15 protein-coding genes, 1 other RNA gene and 3 pseudogenes are annotated in these 17,698 nt (G+C 44.3%); 8 read left to right on the top strand and 11 right to left on the bottom strand.

Annotated elements, in window-relative coordinates; all coding sequences use genetic code 11:
• Positions 1-15: 15 nt before the first annotated feature.
• From D1B31_RS13330 to D1B31_RS13320, 3 genes are all read left to right on the top strand, one after another.
• On the top strand, positions 16-2,091 hold the full coding sequence (locus D1B31_RS13330; RefSeq protein WP_118921493.1) for a carbon starvation CstA family protein: 2,076 nt from the start codon (positions 16-18) through the stop codon (positions 2,089-2,091).
• A complete protein-coding gene (locus D1B31_RS13325) occupies positions 2,084-2,287 on the top strand; it encodes a YbdD/YjiX family protein (RefSeq protein ID WP_118921285.1) in 204 nt (67 codons plus the stop codon). Before D1B31_RS13330 ends, D1B31_RS13325 begins: the two co-directional genes overlap by 8 nt.
• A 331-nt stretch (positions 2,288-2,618) precedes the next feature.
• A complete protein-coding gene (locus D1B31_RS13320) occupies positions 2,619-2,819 on the top strand; it encodes a twin-arginine translocase TatA/TatE family subunit (protein WP_118921284.1) in 201 nt (66 codons plus the stop codon).
• 32 nt (positions 2,820-2,851) lie between these two features.
• On the opposite strand, the gene D1B31_RS13315 is transcribed toward D1B31_RS13320, so the two are convergent.
• Positions 2,852-3,361, bottom strand: a complete 510-nt coding sequence (locus tag D1B31_RS13315; RefSeq protein WP_118921283.1) for an LURP-one-related family protein — start codon at positions 3,359-3,361, stop codon at positions 2,852-2,854.
• A gap of 248 nt (positions 3,362-3,609) precedes the next feature.
• On the opposite strand from D1B31_RS13315, the pseudogene D1B31_RS13310 reads away from it, so the two are divergent.
• Positions 3,610-3,735 (top strand): annotated as a pseudogene (locus D1B31_RS13310) (carbohydrate ABC transporter permease); the annotation flags it as partial.
• Between the two features lie 96 nt (positions 3,736-3,831).
• On the opposite strand, the pseudogene helD reads toward D1B31_RS13310, so the two are convergent.
• Positions 3,832-6,179, bottom strand: a pseudogene (helD, locus tag D1B31_RS13305) (RNA polymerase recycling motor HelD).
• Positions 6,180-6,403: 224 nt separating this feature from the next.
• A pseudogene (locus D1B31_RS24880) lies at positions 6,404-6,484 on the bottom strand (VOC family protein); the annotation flags it as partial.
• Positions 6,485-6,584: 100 nt separating this feature from the next.
• Between D1B31_RS24880 and D1B31_RS13295 the strand changes: the two are divergent.
• Positions 6,585-7,481 (top strand): DMT family transporter, encoded by an 897-nt coding sequence (locus D1B31_RS13295; RefSeq protein ID WP_118921282.1) that lies wholly within the window; start codon positions 6,585-6,587, stop codon positions 7,479-7,481.
• Between the two features lie 513 nt (positions 7,482-7,994).
• Here D1B31_RS13295 and D1B31_RS13290 read toward each other — a convergent pair.
• The 6 genes from D1B31_RS13290 to D1B31_RS13265 all read right to left on the bottom strand — a co-directional run bounded on the left by D1B31_RS13290 (position 7,995) and on the right by D1B31_RS13265 (position 14,400).
• A complete protein-coding gene (locus tag D1B31_RS13290; protein ID WP_118921281.1) occupies positions 7,995-8,969 on the bottom strand; it encodes a carbohydrate kinase family protein in 975 nt (324 codons plus the stop codon).
• Between the two features lie 10 nt (positions 8,970-8,979).
• On the bottom strand, positions 8,980-10,467 hold the full coding sequence (locus D1B31_RS13285; RefSeq protein WP_118921280.1) for a glycoside hydrolase family 32 protein: 1,488 nt from the start codon (positions 10,465-10,467) through the stop codon (positions 8,980-8,982).
• Positions 10,468-10,541: 74 nt separating this feature from the next.
• Positions 10,542-11,978, bottom strand: coding sequence for a PTS transporter subunit EIIC (locus D1B31_RS13280; RefSeq protein WP_118921279.1), 1,437 nt, complete (start codon positions 11,976-11,978; stop codon positions 10,542-10,544).
• Positions 11,979-12,127: 149 nt separating this feature from the next.
• Entirely contained in the window at positions 12,128-13,144 is a 1,017-nt protein-coding gene (locus tag D1B31_RS13275) for a LacI family DNA-binding transcriptional regulator (RefSeq protein ID WP_240035261.1), read from the bottom strand.
• Between the two features lie 300 nt (positions 13,145-13,444).
• Positions 13,445-14,188, bottom strand: a complete 744-nt coding sequence (locus D1B31_RS24875; protein WP_240035260.1) for a hypothetical protein — start codon at positions 14,186-14,188, stop codon at positions 13,445-13,447.
• Between the two features lie 2 nt (positions 14,189-14,190).
• Complete coding sequence (locus D1B31_RS13265) at positions 14,191-14,400, bottom strand: hypothetical protein (protein WP_118921278.1); 210 nt, start codon at positions 14,398-14,400, stop codon at positions 14,191-14,193.
• A gap of 323 nt (positions 14,401-14,723) precedes the next feature.
• Between D1B31_RS13265 and D1B31_RS13260 the strand changes: the two genes are divergently transcribed.
• The 3 genes from D1B31_RS13260 to D1B31_RS13250 all read left to right on the top strand — a co-directional run bounded on the left by D1B31_RS13260 (position 14,724) and on the right by D1B31_RS13250 (position 16,230).
• A complete protein-coding gene (locus D1B31_RS13260; RefSeq protein ID WP_118921277.1) occupies positions 14,724-15,035 on the top strand; it encodes a DMT family transporter in 312 nt (103 codons plus the stop codon).
• 15 nt (positions 15,036-15,050) lie between these two features.
• On the top strand, positions 15,051-15,398 hold the full coding sequence (locus D1B31_RS13255) for a DMT family transporter (RefSeq protein WP_118921276.1): 348 nt from the start codon (positions 15,051-15,053) through the stop codon (positions 15,396-15,398).
• A gap of 94 nt (positions 15,399-15,492) precedes the next feature.
• Complete coding sequence (locus tag D1B31_RS13250) at positions 15,493-16,230, top strand: AAC(3) family N-acetyltransferase (RefSeq protein WP_118921275.1); 738 nt, start codon at positions 15,493-15,495, stop codon at positions 16,228-16,230.
• Positions 16,231-16,627: 397 nt separating this feature from the next.
• Here D1B31_RS13250 and ssrA read toward each other — a convergent pair.
• Together ssrA and smpB are read right to left on the bottom strand one after the other, a co-directional pair.
• Positions 16,628-16,964, bottom strand: a transfer-messenger RNA (tmRNA) gene (ssrA, locus tag D1B31_RS13245).
• Between the two features lie 150 nt (positions 16,965-17,114).
• Entirely contained in the window at positions 17,115-17,582 is a 468-nt protein-coding gene (gene smpB, locus D1B31_RS13240) for an SsrA-binding protein SmpB (RefSeq protein ID WP_118921274.1), read from the bottom strand.
• Positions 17,583-17,698: the final 116 nt, after the last annotated feature.

Raw genomic sequence — 17,698 nt, 5'->3', positions numbered from 1 at the left:
AGGTGGGGAAATGTTATCAAGGCGTTAAAATCGATTATAGTTTGGGGTTTGGTATCTGCTTTGGGGGCTGCGGCATTTGGGGTTCTTGCACTGAATAATGGGGAGACAATCAATGCCATCTGGCTTGTCACCGCAGCCATTTGTGTGTACGCAGTCGCTTATCGGTTCTACAGCAAGTTTATCGCCAGTAAAGTGTTCGAGCTGGATGATAACCGAAAAACGCCGGCGGAAGTCAACAACGATGGAAAAGACTATGTCCCGACAAACAAATGGGTACTGTTCGGGCACCATTTTGCCGCCATTGCCGGGGCCGGTCCGCTTGTTGGACCAATTCTTGCCGCCCAAATGGGGTATTTGCCGGGAACACTGTGGATTGTCGTCGGGGTTGTCCTCGCAGGCGCGATCCAGGATTTTATCATTCTGTTCGGCTCGATGCGCCGCAACGGAAAATCGCTTGGGGAAATGATTAAGGAAGAAATCGGCCCGATTACAGGAATCATCGCCATGGTCGGCATTTTAGGAATTATGATTATATTATTGGCCGTATTGGCATTGGTTGTTGTAAAAGCACTCGTAGGAAGCCCGTGGGGAATGTTCACGATTGCGGCAACGATCCCAATCGCGGTCCTGATGGGCTTTTATATGCGCTATATTCGCCCGGGCCGGGTTGGCGAAGCCTCGATTATGGGGGGAATCCTGCTCCTCCTCTCCATTTATGGAGGGCAATACGTTTCCCAGCATGCCGAGTTCGCAAAAATGTTTACGTTTTCAGGCGAAGCAATCGCCATCATGATGATTGTTTACGGCTTCATAGCATCCGTCCTTCCAGTCTGGATGCTGCTGGCGCCTCGTGATTATTTGAGTACGTTCCTGAAAATAGGGGTTATTTTCGGACTGGCCCTTGGCATTCTGATCGTTGCACCTGATTTGCAAATGCCGGGCGTGACGAAGTTTATTGATGGAACAGGCCCGGTATTCGCAGGCAACTTGTTCCCGTTCCTGTTTATCACGATTGCCTGCGGAGCCGTTTCCGGTTTCCACTCACTCATTTCGTCGGGTACAACGCCGAAAATGATTGAGCGTGAATCACATGCCCAGCCAATCGGCTATGGCGCGATGCTGACGGAATCGTTCGTCGCTGTCATGGCGATGATTGCGGCCTGCGTGCTGACGCCAGGGATTTATTTTGCGATCAACAGCCCTCCAGCCGTGATTGGGACAGATGCCGTTCAGGCTGCAACTGCCGTTTCCGCGATGGGATTCACGATCACGCCTGACGATTTAACCGCGCTTGCCAATGATGTCGGAGAGCAAACGATCCTTTCCCGAACAGGGGGAGCGCCTACCCTCGCAATTGGGATGGCTTACATTTTCTCTGAGGTCATTGGCGGAAAAGCGCTGATGGCGTTCTGGTACCATTTCGCCATCCTCTTTGAAGCTTTGTTCATTTTAACAACGATTGATGCCGGAACACGGGTCGGCCGCTTTATTATTCAGGATCTGCTCGGCAATGTGTACAAGCCTTTTGCAAAAACAGATGCCCTAATCCCGAATATCATCGCGACAACACTTTGCGTCACATTCTGGGGCTACTTCCTGTATCAAGGGGTTATTGATCCACTCGGCGGCATCAATACACTTTGGCCGCTGTTCGGTATCGCCAACCAGATGCTGGCTGCGATTGCGCTTCTGTTAGGCACGACGGTCCTTTTCAAAATGGGCAAAAAAGCGTATGTATGGGTGACGCTTATTCCAACAACCTGGATTCTGATTGTGACGATGACGGCCGGCTGGCAAAAGCTTTTCCATGAGAATCCGAAAATCGGTTTCCTTGCCCATGCCAAGGTATTCAGCCAGGCGATTGATAATGGGGAGGTCCTTGCCCCCGCAGCGAACATGGCACAAATGAAACAGGTTCTTTTCAACGACTATATTGATGCCGCCCTTTGCGCATTCTTCATGGTTGTCGTCATTGCTGTCCTGATTTCAGCCCTCCGGATTTGGATCAAGGTGCTCCAGAACCATAAGCTCGAACTGCACGAATCACCATATATTCCGCGCGAAGAGGGAGACTTAAAACGTTATGCTTAATAAACTAAAAGACATACTCGCCTACCGGAAACAATTCATTTCACTGCTTGTAGGAGTCCCGAGTTATGAAAAGTATGTCGAACACATGATGGCCCAACATCCCGGCCAGCCTGTCAAAACAAGAAAAGAATTTTTCTGCGAAGCACAGGACGCCCGCTACAACGGCAAAGGCGGAAAAGTATCAAGGTGCTGCTAACGAAAAAAGCGGAAGCGGCTGGTCAGGGGCGACAGGCTTAAGACGAGACGTCCAGAAGGCGGTTTTTGCCTTCTTGACGGATTGGCTTAAGACCCCGAGCCCCTAGCCGCTGGAGCTGGATTATACTAAAACTTTTTTGAGTTATACACGAGGTCGAATTTTATAATTGCATAATGTAGCAAAAGAAAGCCCGTATCCATTTTCATTTGGGTACGGGTTTTGTGTTTCAGTCCTAATTATACAGGAATACCATTACTAGTCCTCTCTTACAAGAAGAGGTATACTGGTCTTGTATCACAGGATACGATTTCCCCCAGAAGGAGTTGAGAGTATGCTATCCAATATCGGTGTACCCGGAATGATTTTAATCCTTGTCGTTGCACTTATCGTGTTCGGGCCTAATAAAATGCCTGAAATCGGCCGGGCATTAGGAAGATCTATACGGGAGTTTAAGCGTGCCTCCGAAGGACTGACTGATGAGATTAAGAAGGAAATCAATAAAACAGATGATGATCAGGACAAGAAAAAATAGACTGCTTGCAAAAATGGAAAAAGACCGTTAAATTAGTGGGCGCCATGCCTCGTATTGCGTTCCGCCTTCTGGATGGCGTTCACTCCCATCACAACTGCGATGAATTCATAAATATCAAGCCCATTGTCAAAACTGGTCAGCTGAAAAGCGGCAGAAGAGAAGAAGCCGCTAATTTTCTCAAACCTGCCAGCCTCGTTCCGGTTTTCATCATAAACAAGATACAGGCTTGAAAATGCCTCCGACTCAATCTCAAAAATACGGCCGTCAGAGGTGCTATACTCATACCTTTTTGAAAAGAACGCGAATCTCGCCCTCAGCTCGCCCATTTCCCGCCCCTCTGAATCGGTTACGATCCATCTCCGGCTCAAAAAAGGAAATCTACCGTTAACAATTACCTTCCCATCCAGGTTCAAAACATCCAATTCAGCCGTGAACATACTCTTCAAATCAATTACCCCGACCTTCTCCTCTGCTTCATTGAAAATATCCGTACTTCCTGTTGAGAAAAAGTTGTCGGAAACAATCAGCGTTTGTTTTTCCATTGGATCACCCCTTCCCCTTTATACGGAAAGCGGGATTGGAAGTTACAAAGTTTTATAGAAATTCTTTCGCGAGCTTTTTTAAATAGGGAAAACCCAGGTGCTGTCACTCAAATAGATTTTGCGTGACAATAAATAGCCCTTTCACAGGATTGTTGTCACTCAAATGGGTCTTGCGTGACAATGAATAGCCCTTTCACAGGAGTGTTGTCACTCAAATGGGTCTTGCGAGAGAAATACACATTAGCTGTCATATTACGAATTACCCGATGCTGTTCACAGGCGTCATGATCGCCTCCGCGCCAATGGTTATCGCCTATTTTTTCATGCAAAGGTACTTTGTCGCCGGGATGACAGCCGGTTCGGTGAAAGGGTAAAGAGCTAAAATTTAAAAGGCGGCCGAATTTATCTTATTCGGCCGCCTTTTATTCATTTAGGTCATTTTTGCAAAATTACACCGCTAAGCCTTTCTATCAGAAAGAACGCTCTGACTGGACGAACCCCTCCTGCAATACATTTTGCAAAAACGGGCTCGGTTCCCCTACGCTGTAAAGCTGCAAAGCATGCATCGCCCTCGTGCAGGCAGTGTAGAAAAGTCTGCGCAGGCTTTCATCCCCGTATACTTGCTCCGATGCATCATAAATGATAACAGCCTCGAATTCGATCCCCTTTGATAGATACGACGGTATGACAACGACTCCCTGCTCATATTCCATCGAGTTGCTCCTTAAAAGTTTTATTTCATCGATGCTGGATAGCCCTTCATATGCACGGATACTTTCCTCAGCAGATTTGCAAATGATCGCAATACTATTAAAACCTAGACTCCGCATCTCTGCGACTTTGGAGGAAATGCTTCTATGCAGTTCTCTGTGATCGGCCACTTGTTTTAGCACCGGCCGCTCCCCGTCGCGCTCAAAAGGGATGATGTTTTCACCGTTAGGAACGAGCCTGCGTGTAAATTCGATGATCGGTTTTGTGGATCGGTAGCTCCGCGCGATATTGATAACTTCTGTTTCATCCGGACCGTAAAGACTTGTAAGTGTTTTGAAATCAACCTTTTCGCTGGCGTGAGCGAATATTGCCTGATTAAAATCGCCGAGCACTGTCATCCTTGCCGCAGGAAACAAACGCCTTAAAAACTCGAATTGAAATGGGGAATAGTCCTGAGCCTCATCCACCACGATGTGTTTGATAGCGCTGTTCGTCTGAAAACCTTGAATCAGCTCTTTCAAAAGCAAAAACGGAGTCGCATCCTCATAAAATAATTTATCTTCATCCAGCATTTCCGGCGTCGTTCCACAAACAGCCGCCCATTCCCCCGGGGTCTCCCCTTCCATCCAATGGTTGATCTTTAGTGGATCAGCATAAAGCTGCCTGTATATCCCCTTAAAGTCGACGAAACGAAATGCCCGGACCCGTTTTCGTAACGTCTTCAATTTTTGGAAAACAATCAATCGGGCTAGTGCTTCCGGCTCAACCTCATAGTCGGCAATCGATTCTTTTTTATAGCCTCTCTTTTTGGCTAAGAAGATACGTGCCTTATGGTACTCATCCTCGCTAAGCAGCTCGATTTCCTCCTGTACCCATGCCTTTGTCCCTTCTATTCTTTGGACCTCATTTATTTTTTTCAAAAGCCAATCCTTCAATTTTTCAAGTCTATTATTGAAGCGAAGTGACGTGTCATGGCTATAAAACCTGTCAGCGATTTGTTGTGCCGTCACGATTGGCTTCCCTCTGAAGGTAATGTCCTTAAATAGATCCCTGAGCCTTCAAGTGATTGTCTATAAGATTGCATCGCCTCAAAGAAGCGGGTAGATGCTTTAAAACGGATACTCGCAAGCCTTGACCTGTACGAAGGACTATCCTCCGCTGTTAATACATACTCTAATTGCTCATATGGAGTTTCAACCTGAAACTCTTTACTCAGACGATGATCCAAGTATTCCTGAAACGTGACCTGTTGCATATTTTCTTCACCAAGCTCTGGCAGGACATTGGACACGTAACTGCTAAACATGGAATTAGGTGAAAAAAGAATGATTTGTTCAGCATTCAGATGGCCTCGATATTTGTAAAGCAAATAAGCAATTCGCTGCATGGCGGCCGATGTCTTGCCACTGCCGGCCGCTCCGTGAACAATGAGCAGCCTCCCGTGATCATGACGGATGATCCGGTTTTGCTCCTGTTGAATGGTCGCTACGATACTGTGCATTTGTTTGTCGGTCCCTTTGCCCAGAACCTGCTGTAAAATCTCATCCCCAATCGTAAGACTCGTATCAAACATAGATTGAAGAACGCCGCCGCGGATAAGATATTGCCACTTTTTCTCCAAAGTGCCATGGATTGTGCCTCCAGGTGTTTCATACTTAGCCGGACCAGGCTGGTAATCGTAATAGACACTCGAGATTGGAGCCCTCCAGTCATAAATCAAGAAGTTTTCTCCACTAGGATCAGTAAGTGAGGAGATGCCAATATAAATCTGTTCCTGAGCTGAAGTCCCTTCTTCAACAAAATCAATCCGGCCGAAGTAGGGAATCTCCTCCATTCGGCGCAGCGTGGCTAAACGCTTGGATGAATGTCTATGAGTGCTGATGTTCACGGACAGAGCCTGAGCTTCTTGCCGTAAGCCGATAATGGTCTCAAGGTAATCATCAAAGCTATCCGTATTCACCTTGACCTCATCCGAAAAGTTTTTGCGGATCTGAACCACTTCGTCCTTGCGCCTGGCAGTTTCTTTTTCCAAACGGTTGATTTCTCCCGTAATTCTCCCCAATACCCCGTCTACTCGTTTTTGCTCCTGCTGAAATTCCGAATTCATGCAAACACTCCTTAAAAAAGTTTATGAAAAGAGTTGACTTATGCATCAATTACATTGTATAATTATAATAGGGATAATAGACTCAAACGTAATTAAGCGATGCGTATCTATATAAACTTACCACAATAGCGTATGTTTTTCAATGGATTGGACTAAACTCCATGATTTATAGTATTTATAAAAGGCGGCCGAATCATCCTACTCGGCCGCTTTTTTTGATCTATTTAATTTCTCTCCATCACCGCAAAATAATTTTCCTCTTCATCCGCGAAATTGATGACTCTTCCATTTGGCATGTTTACAATTCCCTTAATTATTTTTTGAAAAGTCAAAATAATTTATCCCAAACTCCTTTTATTCTGTATAATGGGATAATATCACTATGCACATTCAAAGGAGTAAACGATGAAATCAAAATTTTTGTTCCTATCTTCCATGGTCATTTTCGGTACGGTTGGCGTATTTGTCAGATACATAGATTTATCATCGAGTGAAATTGCCTTATTGCGCGGGTTCATTGGCAGTTTGTTTTTAATGACAGTCATGTTCATCATGAAGAAAAAATGTTCATGGGTACTCGTGAAGGCGAATGCTCTCATCTTAGTCCTTTCCAGTCTGGCATTGGGCTTTAATTGGATTTTCCTCTTCGAAGCATACAAGCATACAACCATTTCCAACGCGGCACTCAGTTATTATTTTGCGCCCGTGTTCGTCCTGATGCTGTCTCCACTTGTCCTTAAGGAAAAATTAACCGCAAAAAAGATCATCTGTATTGCCGTTGCGATGCTCGGCATGTTGCTGATTGTTGGAAACAGTAATGAAAATACTGCTGGATTCAATCATTTACTTGGCATTGGCTATGGATTAATGGCAGCTGTGCTCTACGCTTCATTGATGCTCTTAAACAAGTTCATCAAAAACATGGACGGAATGCAAACGACGGTCATCCAGCTCGGAATCGCTACTGTGCTTCTTTTGCCATATGTATTAATAACTGAAGGGTTTGGCCTTTTGGAAGTATCCGGTTCTTCCATTCCATTTATATTGATCCTCGGTATTGTCCATACCGGCATCGGCTTTCTCTGCTTCTTCTCAGGCATGCAGAAATTAAAAGGCCAAAGCATCGCTGCATTAAGCTATACCGACCCGATCACCCAATTAGTCATTTCCGCTGTGATCCTGCAGGAGCAGATGACTTTCATTCAATTGCTTGGCGGCGTATTCCTATTAGGCGCGACTTTTGTCAGCGAAAATCAATCGATGAAACTTCCAAACCGATTTATGAATAAGCTGGCAAAATAAACGGCAAAACAGCGGGGTGCATTCGTTTCCCGCTGTTTTTATTTTTAGATTAAGTCAAAAAGCCAAGCCCATTACCAGGGGGCTTGGCTTTTAATGTTGGTTAACTTTAAATTCCTATTAAATGTGCAAAAGTTATACTGTCTTTGAACTTTCCAGCCGGCTTTTCGTTCAATTTAATTGGTTTGCCGGGAATATACCGGCTCACTTACTCTATTCGAAGAAACTTTTTAAGCGATCCACATGTTTTCAACCTTTATTAATAGTATCCCCTTAATTTTAATCCATAAATTAGAATGTGGCACAGCGGTTTCTTACCTAATTTTCGTATATCAAAAAATTCCGGGCAGATATCAATAAATTTTAGGATATATCGAAAAATTCCAGGCATATATCAATAAATTTTTCAATATATCGGAGTCTGTCAAAAATCTGTCACACTTTCACCCCGGCAACAGACCCCAATCTTTAACTATTCCCCAAAAAATGACGTGTGCCACCCGCACACGTCATTTTCTATCGCTTATCAATTAAATTAAGAACATCTTCCTTACGAGGAAGCGCCGAAATTGCACCTTTGCCCGTGGCAGTCAAGGCTCCGCTGGCGTTGGCAAATTGAAGGATTTCATCGTGCTTTTCTTTCAAAAGTAATTCCAGGTTCCCGGGAGTCGCTCCCGCTTCAAGGAGCTTGTACAGAAATCCGCCGATAAATGCATCTCCGGCACCCGTCGTATCCTGGACCTCAACCTTATATCCACGGGATTCCCATTTCGCCCCGCCCCTCACGTATAGGTCCGCGCCGGCAGCACCCTTCGTATAAACGACTGCTTGGACATCGCCGGTAAAAAGGGATTGAATGGCCCCTTCCACCTCATTCATTCCGGTGATGAATTCTAGCTCTTCATCCGAAATTTTCACAAGATGAGCGAGTGGCAAGAACTCCAGGATCGCTGAACGGCAATCATCGGGATGATCCCATAATGGCAGTCTTACGTTCGGATCGAAGCTGATCAATCCGCCTTTTTCCTTCATCAAGCGGATGGCGCGGAAATGTGCCTGCTTCATTGGACCTTCAACAAGATCGACTGAACAGAAGTGCAAAACATCGGCTTGCCCAAACCATTCGGCCTTCACTTCTTCCTCGCTAAAAAGCAGATCCGCCGACGGCTTGCGATAAAAGGAAAAATCCCGTTCCCCGTTTTCTTTTAAGGAAACAAACGCTAAACCCGTATTCGCTTCGTCTGTACGAAGGATTTTATCCGTCTGGACACCGGCCTTCTCAAGCTGTTCGACGAGAAAATCGCCAAAGGCATCTTTACCGAGCTTTGTAATCATCGATGCCCCATGCCCATACTTGGCCACAGCGGCCACGACATTGGCAGGTGCCCCGCCGGGAGCCCGTTCAAACGATTCGACATCCTTTAACGCAGCGCCCCGCTTAAGAGGGATAAAATCAATTAAAACTTCTCCGATTGAAAATAGTTTCGTCATGAGCTCACCTCTAAATGGAAATGCCTTGCGCCAGCTTGTGCTTTTGATAGCTTACCTTTAGTTTGCCATCTCCGAACACCGTAATGCCCTTCGATTCACTTTTCGGAAAGACGCGCGCTGTGAAAACGACTTCTCCGCCATTAATGAAGATCTCAGCAATGCTGCGATCGACAAATACTTGAACCTTCACTGATTGATTGATCTTAAGCGGGGAGGTCCGCACAAAGCCGTATTCGCCGCCAAAAGCAGCCTCGAACTTCTCACGATTGAGGCTGACCGTCTGCGCAGTCCGGTCCATCTCCAGGACAAGCCCTTCTGTTTCAGAAACAAACAATTCCAGCCCAAACTGATTGGATTCAATATCTGCAAAATCAACTTCAAGCTCAAACTGGTTCGTATTATTTTCAATTGCCTTGCTTCCAACAACAATCGCCTCGTCTGTTTCTGTCTTCGTTCTCAGCTGCTTCAATTCATGAACAGGCTTTTGAAGCAGTCTGCCGTTTTTAACGGAAAGCTGGCGCGGAATAGATAAACAGTGTGCCCATGACTCCTGATCAGTCGGGTAATCCACTTCTCCCATGCCGGCCCAGGCGAACAGCAGTCGCTCATTCTTTTTGCCAGAAAAGGTCTGTGGTGCATAAAAATCAAAGCCCTTATCAAGTTCCTGATAGTGGTCCACTTCAAATGTTAGCGAATCGAGATCGAGTTTGCCCAAAACATAAATCACATTATAGAGGTTTTGGTAGTCATGGCCGTCCGCCTTCAACCCTTGAGGTGAAACGACCAACACATCATGGTCATCCAGCTCAAAAACGTCCGGGCACTCCAGCATGTAAACGGAGTCTGGCAAATCGAGTTTAAGGTCCAGTTCTCCTTTAAAGGCCCAGTCAATCGCATTGTCTGATTCATATACAACGATCGCGCCGGTCAGATCTGAACGCTGCGCACCGAGCAGCATGTAGAAACGGCCATCACGATTGAATACTTTCGGATCGCGGACATGGCCAGTATAGCCGTCCGGAACGCCTTCAATGAGCGGATTGTTTTCGTATTTTGTAATCGTCCCATCCTGATCCATGATTGCTAGGCACTGATTCGCCGATCGTTCCACCCGGCCATATTTTATATTTCCTGTATAGTACAAGTGTAGCTTCCCGTCCACCTCAAGCGCATTCCCTGAATACGCACCGTGCGATTCATACTCCTCGACTGGGACAAGCGCAACCGGCAGCCGCTCCCAGTTTACAAAGTCAGCCGATTTTACATGGGCCCAATGCTTCATTCCATGGATCGCATCAAACGGATACCACTGGTAAAACACATGATATTCCCCATTAAAATACGCAAGCCCATTTGGGTCATTGAGCAATCCGAACTGGGGATGGATATGATAGGCTGGCTTCCAAGGTGAGTTTGCCGATTTTTCCTTAAGCCTCTCCAATTCATTTTCTTTTGCATCAAAAAGCGTTCTATATTTTGGTTCCGTGTATCTCGTCATGTTGATCCCTCCCGATGAAATAGCGATGAGAGGAATCGCTTCCTCTCACCAGAATTGTATTTAGGAAAATCTGATTAATCCAAAACCGGCTTTTTTACTTTTAAATATACCACCGTTAACACAGCGCCAACCATAAGTGCCAGTAAATTCGCAATCACATAATTGACATGGCCTCCGCCCTGTGCGGCGACGATTGCAAAACCTGGCACAGCGGTTGCTCCAAAGCCAAGAGCCTTAATTCCAGTCAAATACACATAAGCTCCTCCGATTGTGCCGCCAATGCAGCCCATGACCAACGGGAATTTATAGCGTACGTTGACACCAAATAGCGCCGGTTCTGATATGCCGAATAGTGTCGATGCGAAAGCCGATATGCCGATTTGCTTCGCCTTATCGTTCCTCCACAATCCAAGCGTATAGCCAAGTACCGCTCCGCCCTGTCCCATTAAAGCAACAGACATCAATGGCATGATAAAGTTAAAGCCTGTATCCGCAATGAGCTGCGCTTCAACAGCACCGATAACATGATGTAGGCCGGTGATGACAATGACCTGCTGGATTCCGGCAAAAAGCATGAAACCAACGATTCCAAGGTTATCAACTGACCACATTAGGCCATTTGTGATGCCTGCGGATAGCAAGCGACCGAATGGACCAACTGCAGAGAACAATAGAAAGCCCGAAACGACAATTGTTAAAAAGGGAGCAAGGAACAATTTTATAATATCTGGAACTGTCCGACTGAAATACTGGTCTAGTTTTGCAACGACAAATCCCATCATCAACGCAATAATGATGCCTCCCTGAAAGGCAACAAGGGAAACTTTCAATCCAAAAAGGCTAATGACTTCTGGTTTAACAGAGCCACTGCCAACTGCATAAGCATTCGCCAAGTCCGGATGGAGCATGATTGCCCCGAGAACTAAGCCCAATACCGGATTTCCGCCAAATCGCTTAGTTGCCGAAAAGACGACGAGCAATGGCAAAATCGTAAAGATTCCCGTCGACATAATCGAAATGAAGCGGTTAAAACCTGCAATCGCAGGAAACATTTCCACAACGGATTGTGCCCCAAAGATCCCCTCTTGGCTCAGCAGGCCAGTTACACCCATCAGCAATGCCGCAGCTAGCAAGCCCGGGATGATTTCAACAAACACATCTGATAAAGCTTTAATTCCTCTTTGGAATGCATTCTGCTTCTCGGCAGTCTGCTGCTTTACATCACCAAGCGACATCCCCTGGATGCCCGCCTCTTCCGTAAAGACAGCGTATACATCATTTACCGTACCAGCTCCAATAATGATTTGAAGCTGGTCGCCGGCGAGGAATGAGCCTTTTACATGATCAAGCTTGCCAATTGTATCGGTGTCAGCCTGATCATTATCTTTCAGAACAATGCGCAATCGTGTCGCACAGTGGGCAGCCCCTTGAATATTTTCTTTTCCGCCGATTAAACGAATCATTTCTTTAACGGTAGGCAGGTATTTTGTCTTGATTTTAGAATTAGCCATGCTCTAATTCCCCCTCATTTGATTTGGAACCGGTTCCAACAGCATGTAAAAAAAATTATAATAGCAAAAACCATCGGAATCGGAACCGGTTCCACAAATTCATTCTAATACAGCTTTTCGAATTTAGCAACCCTTTTCTGAAAACGCTCTCATCCCTTTGCTTTTTTCACGCTTTCCCCTTCAATAAACGTATAGCTTGAAACTTGAAGCCGCGGTACCTCTTCCCCATCCGTCATTTTGATAATCGTCTTTGCCGCCATTTTGCCTGTCGCTTCATTATGAAACCGGATCGTGGTCATCGACGGGTGGATCACTTCAGAAATGGTATAACCGCCAAAGCCCGCAAGCGATACATCTTCAGGCACCTTTTTGCCAAGCCGTAAAAGCGTCTTTAAAGCACCGAAGGCAATCGTGTCTGTTGCACAAATGATGGCTGAAGGTTTAAATCCATCGAGCAGCTCCTGCGTAACTCTTGAAGCATCCTGGAAATTGAACTCTGTTAAGAAGGTTTTGATATCTCTTACTCCACCCTCTGTAAGACCCTGAATAACACCTTGTTTCCGCTTTTGCCCAACAGCTATATCACTCTCGGTCACACCTAGATACGCAACAGATGTATGCCCTTTTCCACCAATGTATTTGCCCATCTCAAAGCCCGCCTGATAATCATCATTGATGATGCAATTGAATTGATCCGCTTCCTGGGCAACAATCAGAACCGGAATATCAATCGAATGAATCGTCTCAATATGCTTGTCAGTGACCCCCGTCGCAACCAGGATGATCCCATCGACCTTTTGGCGCGAAAGGCTGACGAGGCTTTCAATTTCCCGGTCCACATGCTTGCTAGTACTAATGATCAGCGTCGAATAATCACGTTTTCTCAATTCCTCATCAATCGCCATCAAAACAGTAGACGTAACAAACGAATCCAGCGTCGGTGCAATGACACCAATGAAGTTCGTCTTTTTCGCTTTCAGACTCTGGGCAAACGAATTCGGCTCATAATTCGTTTCCTCAATGACTTTGCGAATCCTTGCCTTCGTCTTTTCACTCACATTCCCGCCATTCAAATAACGCGAAACCGTACTCTTCGCCACCCCCGCCAGCTCCGCGATATCATTAATCGTAACACTCATTCTATCAATCACCTGTCTCCCGCTCATTTTCGATGCCTCTATTATATAGCAACGAGTAAGCCGTGTGAACTTGGGGACGATTCCCGTATTCCACTTGCAACTCATTCTCCAGGTTATTTTGGCAAAATAAAGGGCAGAACAGCGGGAAGCGCTCGTTACCTGATGTGGCGGTTATTAAGAAAAGTTAAATTAATATAAAACAATCAGAAAAGCCAAGCCCATTATCGCCGGGCTTGGCTGTTACCTACGCCATAGTATATCTGGGGTGAATTTAAAAATACTCAGTTGTGGTGTTAGTAAAAAGAAACATCTCGAACAAGTAGACGGTTAAGCTATGTTGACGATTTTTAAAGTTAATTTTTCGCTGTCATATAAAGTATGGACAAAGTCTCGATCTAATGTTGCAAAATAATGATAATAATTATATTGAGAACTTGCTAAATGCATTGCATCAAATATTTCAAGTTGAAAAAGGGTCATATAGGATTCGGCTATATCTGTGATATTCTGGTCCAATACTAGCCATTCAACTTTAAAACCAAAATCATTGGTTAAGGTACTTATAAACTGATTCATTTTATCAAGAGCAGACTTATAAATAGAAGTTAACGATGGGCGAGACTTTGGAAAAATCTTTTTATATTCCTTCAAGATATTTGAAACAGGTACGGAAGCTCTTCTGCCATTAATAATTTCAGTTATGGTTTGCATTGGAGCAAATCTAAGTAAATCTTGTGTAACTTTTTGCCCACCAAAAAGCCTTTCTTCCTCGGTCAGACTATACTTTATTTTCCTGCTTTTTATCTGATTTAGCTGAAACTTTTTCGCAGCGACCAATGCTTTTATTACATTATTTTTAAATAGGTTATGTATAACTTCACTGTGCACCTGATAGGGGATACCGATTTTTTCTACCCCGTCAGCTTGCCACTTAGCCATTAGGTTACCTACCGCATCGCCACGAAAGTCATTACTGTCTAGAAAAGCCAAAATAAAACAAGCATCAAGACAAATGGATGCTTGTCCAAAATCAATACCCAGCGCTTCTTCATATTCTAGGACATTTTTCAAGGCTATTTTCCCTCTTTATAAAGTTCTACCAACGAACTCCCAGGCAGAGTAGTAACGGCGAGTTTCCTACGGATAGCGGTCACATCAATTTTTTTCGGCTCTTTTACAGAAGGATCTGTAGTTACCCTCTCTAAAACGTCCAACTGTGACATATCAATCACCTCAATTTCCAATTTATTCTTATTATAAAGCCATTTATTCAATCCGTCCATGTTTTTCCACCTAATAATTCCTATTTTTTGTTATCATTCCCTAAATTGATTATATGCAAACTGAGCATTTATGTTTATTTGAAAAAGTATCCAATGCCTTGCTTTAATTTTGATAAAATTGTCCCTATTAATTTTTTTCTAAATATATAGGGTATTTACCTAGACCGTCACCAATATCATAAAATGCCATTGGTGGTCCAAGTATGTATAGTTGATTTACAGCATTTCGGTAAGTAAAATGTAGGCATTCTTTTAATAAAGTCTCATGTAGCGCTTTTGAAAAAGAAGGGGTAAATGAGTAAGGCAAAAAGAAAGGGAATTCTATGAATGGTTATTTACTATTAGCAATCTCGATTGTCAGTGAAGTGTTTGGCAGTTCGATGCTTAAGGCGACAAACGGCTTCAAAAAAATATTGCCTTCTGTTGGGTTAATCGTCGGGTATGGCATTGCTTTTTATGCTTTATCGTTATGTTTAAAGACGGTACCGCTTGGAGTTGCTTATGCGATTTGGTCAGGAGTCGGAACCGCACTTACAGCATTAGTTGGGATTGCCATCTATAAAGAGAGTTTAAATGGCAAAAAGCTCTGTGGGTTAATCTTTATCATTTGCGGAGTGATTTTATTAAATATGTAAGAAAGAGGAAGAAATATGAAGGGTTCTATATATTTAACGATTGCAATTATCACAGAGATTTTTGCTACAACCATGCTCAAAGTATCAGAGGGATTTACAGTCCTCATTCCGTCTGTCGCGGTCGTTGTTGGTTATGCACTCTCGTTCTATTGCTTATCATTGTGCCTGCGTACCATACCGTTGAGTATCGCATACGCTGTTTGGTCAGGAGTAGGAACAGTGATCACTGCTGTCATAAGTGTCATTGTGTGGGGCGAAGTTTTTACAGACTTTAAGGTTTTAGGAATCATCTTCATTATAGGTGGAGTTGTTTTATTGAACACTGGTAAAAATACAGTAACAGAGAATGACCCTTCAGGCTAAATATGCTTGGCAGTCCCATTGAAGAGAAAACATAGACAACTTTTTCGAATATGGTATTCTTTTGGTATGTTTAAAGATTGAAAGGTTGAATTTGATGTACAAGAAACAAGATTTATTAAATCATCTTAAAGAATTGGGAATTGACGGAAATGGAACATTACTTGTTCATTCATCAATGAAAAGTATCGGGCAGGTAGAGGGTGGAGCGGATACTGTTCTTGATGCACTTTCAGAATATATGAAAAGTGGTCTTTTGGTTTTTCCTACCCATACATGGTCGTATATTAATGCGGAAAATCCTCGGTTTTATGTCAATGACTCACCATCTTGTGTTGGGTTACTAACAGAACAGTTTCGAAAACGTCCGGGGGTTGTTCGCTCATGGCATCCAACACATTCGGTAGCTGCCTTGGGAAAAGGGGCCCATGAATTTATTACGGGTAATGAACAATTTGACACACCTTGTGCACGAGAATCGAGTTGGGGGAAATTACTCGATCAGAAGGCAACCATCTTGTTAATCGGAGTCGATTTACGAAGATGTACATATATTCATGGAGTCGAGGAATGGCTTGATATACCAGGCCGATTGACCGATGCTCACGAAATGCTTTACACAATATTACCGGATAAAACGGAAATTCCCACACCGCAAAGAAGACATATCGGCCAAACCTCTGAAAAATACGATCGGGTTGAAGATATTCTTCTAAATAATCAAGTTATGTACAAAGGGACATTCGGCGATGCAACAGTAAGAGTATGTGACACAGTAAAAATGACGGACTTGCTATATCCCTTACTAAAAGAAAAACCAGAATTATTTTCTTGATTTATAGGGACGGATTTCGTGCATCATTTGCATTTTTAAATGATACATGAGAAACGTCTCCTTATATTAAAAATGATTACAAAAAAGAAAAAACCACCAATTATGTATTGGTGGAGACGGTGGGACGTGCTATTCCATTCTTTCGATATGGCACTGACTATATCTTCGACCTTCTGATGAAGGCCGTCTGGCGTATTATGCATAATGCAGATTTGCCCGGTTCCCGGACAGATTATGCATCCTAGTACTACCCAGTGGGCAGCCTATAAGTCGATACACGGCTGTTGGATTGCTCCACATACCGCTCGGCATTGCCTTATCGCAAGTGTTGCGACTTAGGTTTCACCGATAAAGCCAGATTTTCACTTGCATATTGCTATGCAAGGCGACTATTTCCTAATCGAACCCACGTCCAAAGATATCGGCACTTAGGCTTCTACGAGTGTAGTCGACATATTCGCGATTCGCTGAGCCATTTGCCTGTCGACAGGCGTTTGGTCAGCTAGCCTGGTTGTTCTCTTCCTTCTCCCTCAGACAGTGGGATCCGGCGTAGCCTACTAAGAGTGAGTCCGCTACCCTACCACATAGGCGATGGAGGGGCGAACAGCTATGCAGTTATTAAGCTGCGAAAGCTAGGTTGTTGTTAGTTTTGCCAGTTATAGGCGTTGACGTTTTTACGAGGCCGATCCCCTCGACTCGCAACCTAAGCTCAAACTATCCCTGTCGAATCCGTAGCGTCCCCATTTATTATATGTGCGGCAATTGAATCTCTTGCCGGACGTCGGAAAAGCTCAGAGCATGAGCTTAAGTTATGCGTCGCAATCTCCTGCGACAATTCTTATTATAGCACAAACAGCGATTTTTTCAACAGGAAGGACTTTCCCTTACATTTTCTGGCGTTCGCGGAAGGCGCGTTCGATATCGCGTTTTGCCTCTTTCTGCTTCAAGTCTTCACGCTTATCGTATTTCTTCTTCCCTTTTGCCAGGCCGATCAGCACTTTGGCATAGCCGTTTTTCAAGTACATTTTCAGCGGAACAAGCGCATATCCGGATTCCTTTGTTTCGCCAAGCAGCTTCATTATTTCCCTTTTGTGCAAAAGAAGCTTCCGCGGCCTGACCGGATCATGGTTATAGCGGTTCCCTTGTTCATACGGGGAAATATGAACACTGTACAGGAACATCTCGCCGTTATGAATCCTCGCATATGAATCCTTCAATTGAACCTTGCCGGCGCGGATTGATTTAATCTCCGTTCCCTGCAGCACAATTCCGGCCTCATATGTTTCTTCTATAAAATAGTCATGGTACGCTTTTTTATTTTGTGCGACCGTTTTTCCAAACCCTTTAGGCATGCACACTCCCCCTTACTTCTTTATTTTAACAAAAAAACTCTCTTCTCACAATGAATGGGCCTTTGTACAGGGCTTAATCGTCGGGTATTCCGGTAAAAATCATCCAAATTTATCAC

This window comes from Neobacillus notoginsengisoli (genome assembly GCF_003515685.1).
Classification (GTDB): domain Bacteria; phylum Bacillota; class Bacilli; order Bacillales; family Cytobacillaceae; genus Bacillus_D; species Bacillus_D notoginsengisoli.
This window is presented reverse-complemented; position numbering and strand designations above follow the sequence as displayed.

Excerpts from the sequence above, each read along its gene's own strand:
- D1B31_RS13325 (WP_118921285.1), top strand. The coding sequence starts at position 2,084 with ATGCTTAATAAACTAAAAGACATACTCGCCTACCGGAAACAATTCATT.
- D1B31_RS13320 (WP_118921284.1), top strand. The coding sequence starts at position 2,619 with ATGCTATCCAATATCGGTGTACCCGGAATGATTTTAATCCTTGTCGTT.
- D1B31_RS13315 (WP_118921283.1), bottom strand. The coding sequence starts at position 3,361 with ATGGAAAAACAAACGCTGATTGTTTCCGACAACTTTTTCTCAACAGGA.
- D1B31_RS13295 (WP_118921282.1), top strand. The coding sequence starts at position 6,585 with ATGAAATCAAAATTTTTGTTCCTATCTTCCATGGTCATTTTCGGTACG.
- D1B31_RS13290 (WP_118921281.1), bottom strand. The coding sequence starts at position 8,969 with ATGACGAAACTATTTTCAATCGGAGAAGTTTTAATTGATTTTATCCCT.
- D1B31_RS13285 (WP_118921280.1), bottom strand. The coding sequence starts at position 10,467 with ATGACGAGATACACGGAACCAAAATATAGAACGCTTTTTGATGCAAAA.
- D1B31_RS13280 (WP_118921279.1), bottom strand. The coding sequence starts at position 11,978 with ATGGCTAATTCTAAAATCAAGACAAAATACCTGCCTACCGTTAAAGAA.
- D1B31_RS13275 (WP_240035261.1), bottom strand. The coding sequence starts at position 13,144 with ATGAGCGGGAGACAGGTGATTGATAGAATGAGTGTTACGATTAATGAT.
- D1B31_RS13265 (WP_118921278.1), bottom strand. The coding sequence starts at position 14,400 with ATGGACGGATTGAATAAATGGCTTTATAATAAGAATAAATTGGAAATT.
- D1B31_RS13260 (WP_118921277.1), top strand. The coding sequence starts at position 14,724 with ATGAATGGTTATTTACTATTAGCAATCTCGATTGTCAGTGAAGTGTTT.
- D1B31_RS13255 (WP_118921276.1), top strand. The coding sequence starts at position 15,051 with ATGAAGGGTTCTATATATTTAACGATTGCAATTATCACAGAGATTTTT.
- D1B31_RS13250 (WP_118921275.1), top strand. The coding sequence starts at position 15,493 with ATGTACAAGAAACAAGATTTATTAAATCATCTTAAAGAATTGGGAATT.
- smpB (WP_118921274.1), bottom strand. The coding sequence starts at position 17,582 with ATGCCTAAAGGGTTTGGAAAAACGGTCGCACAAAATAAAAAAGCGTAC.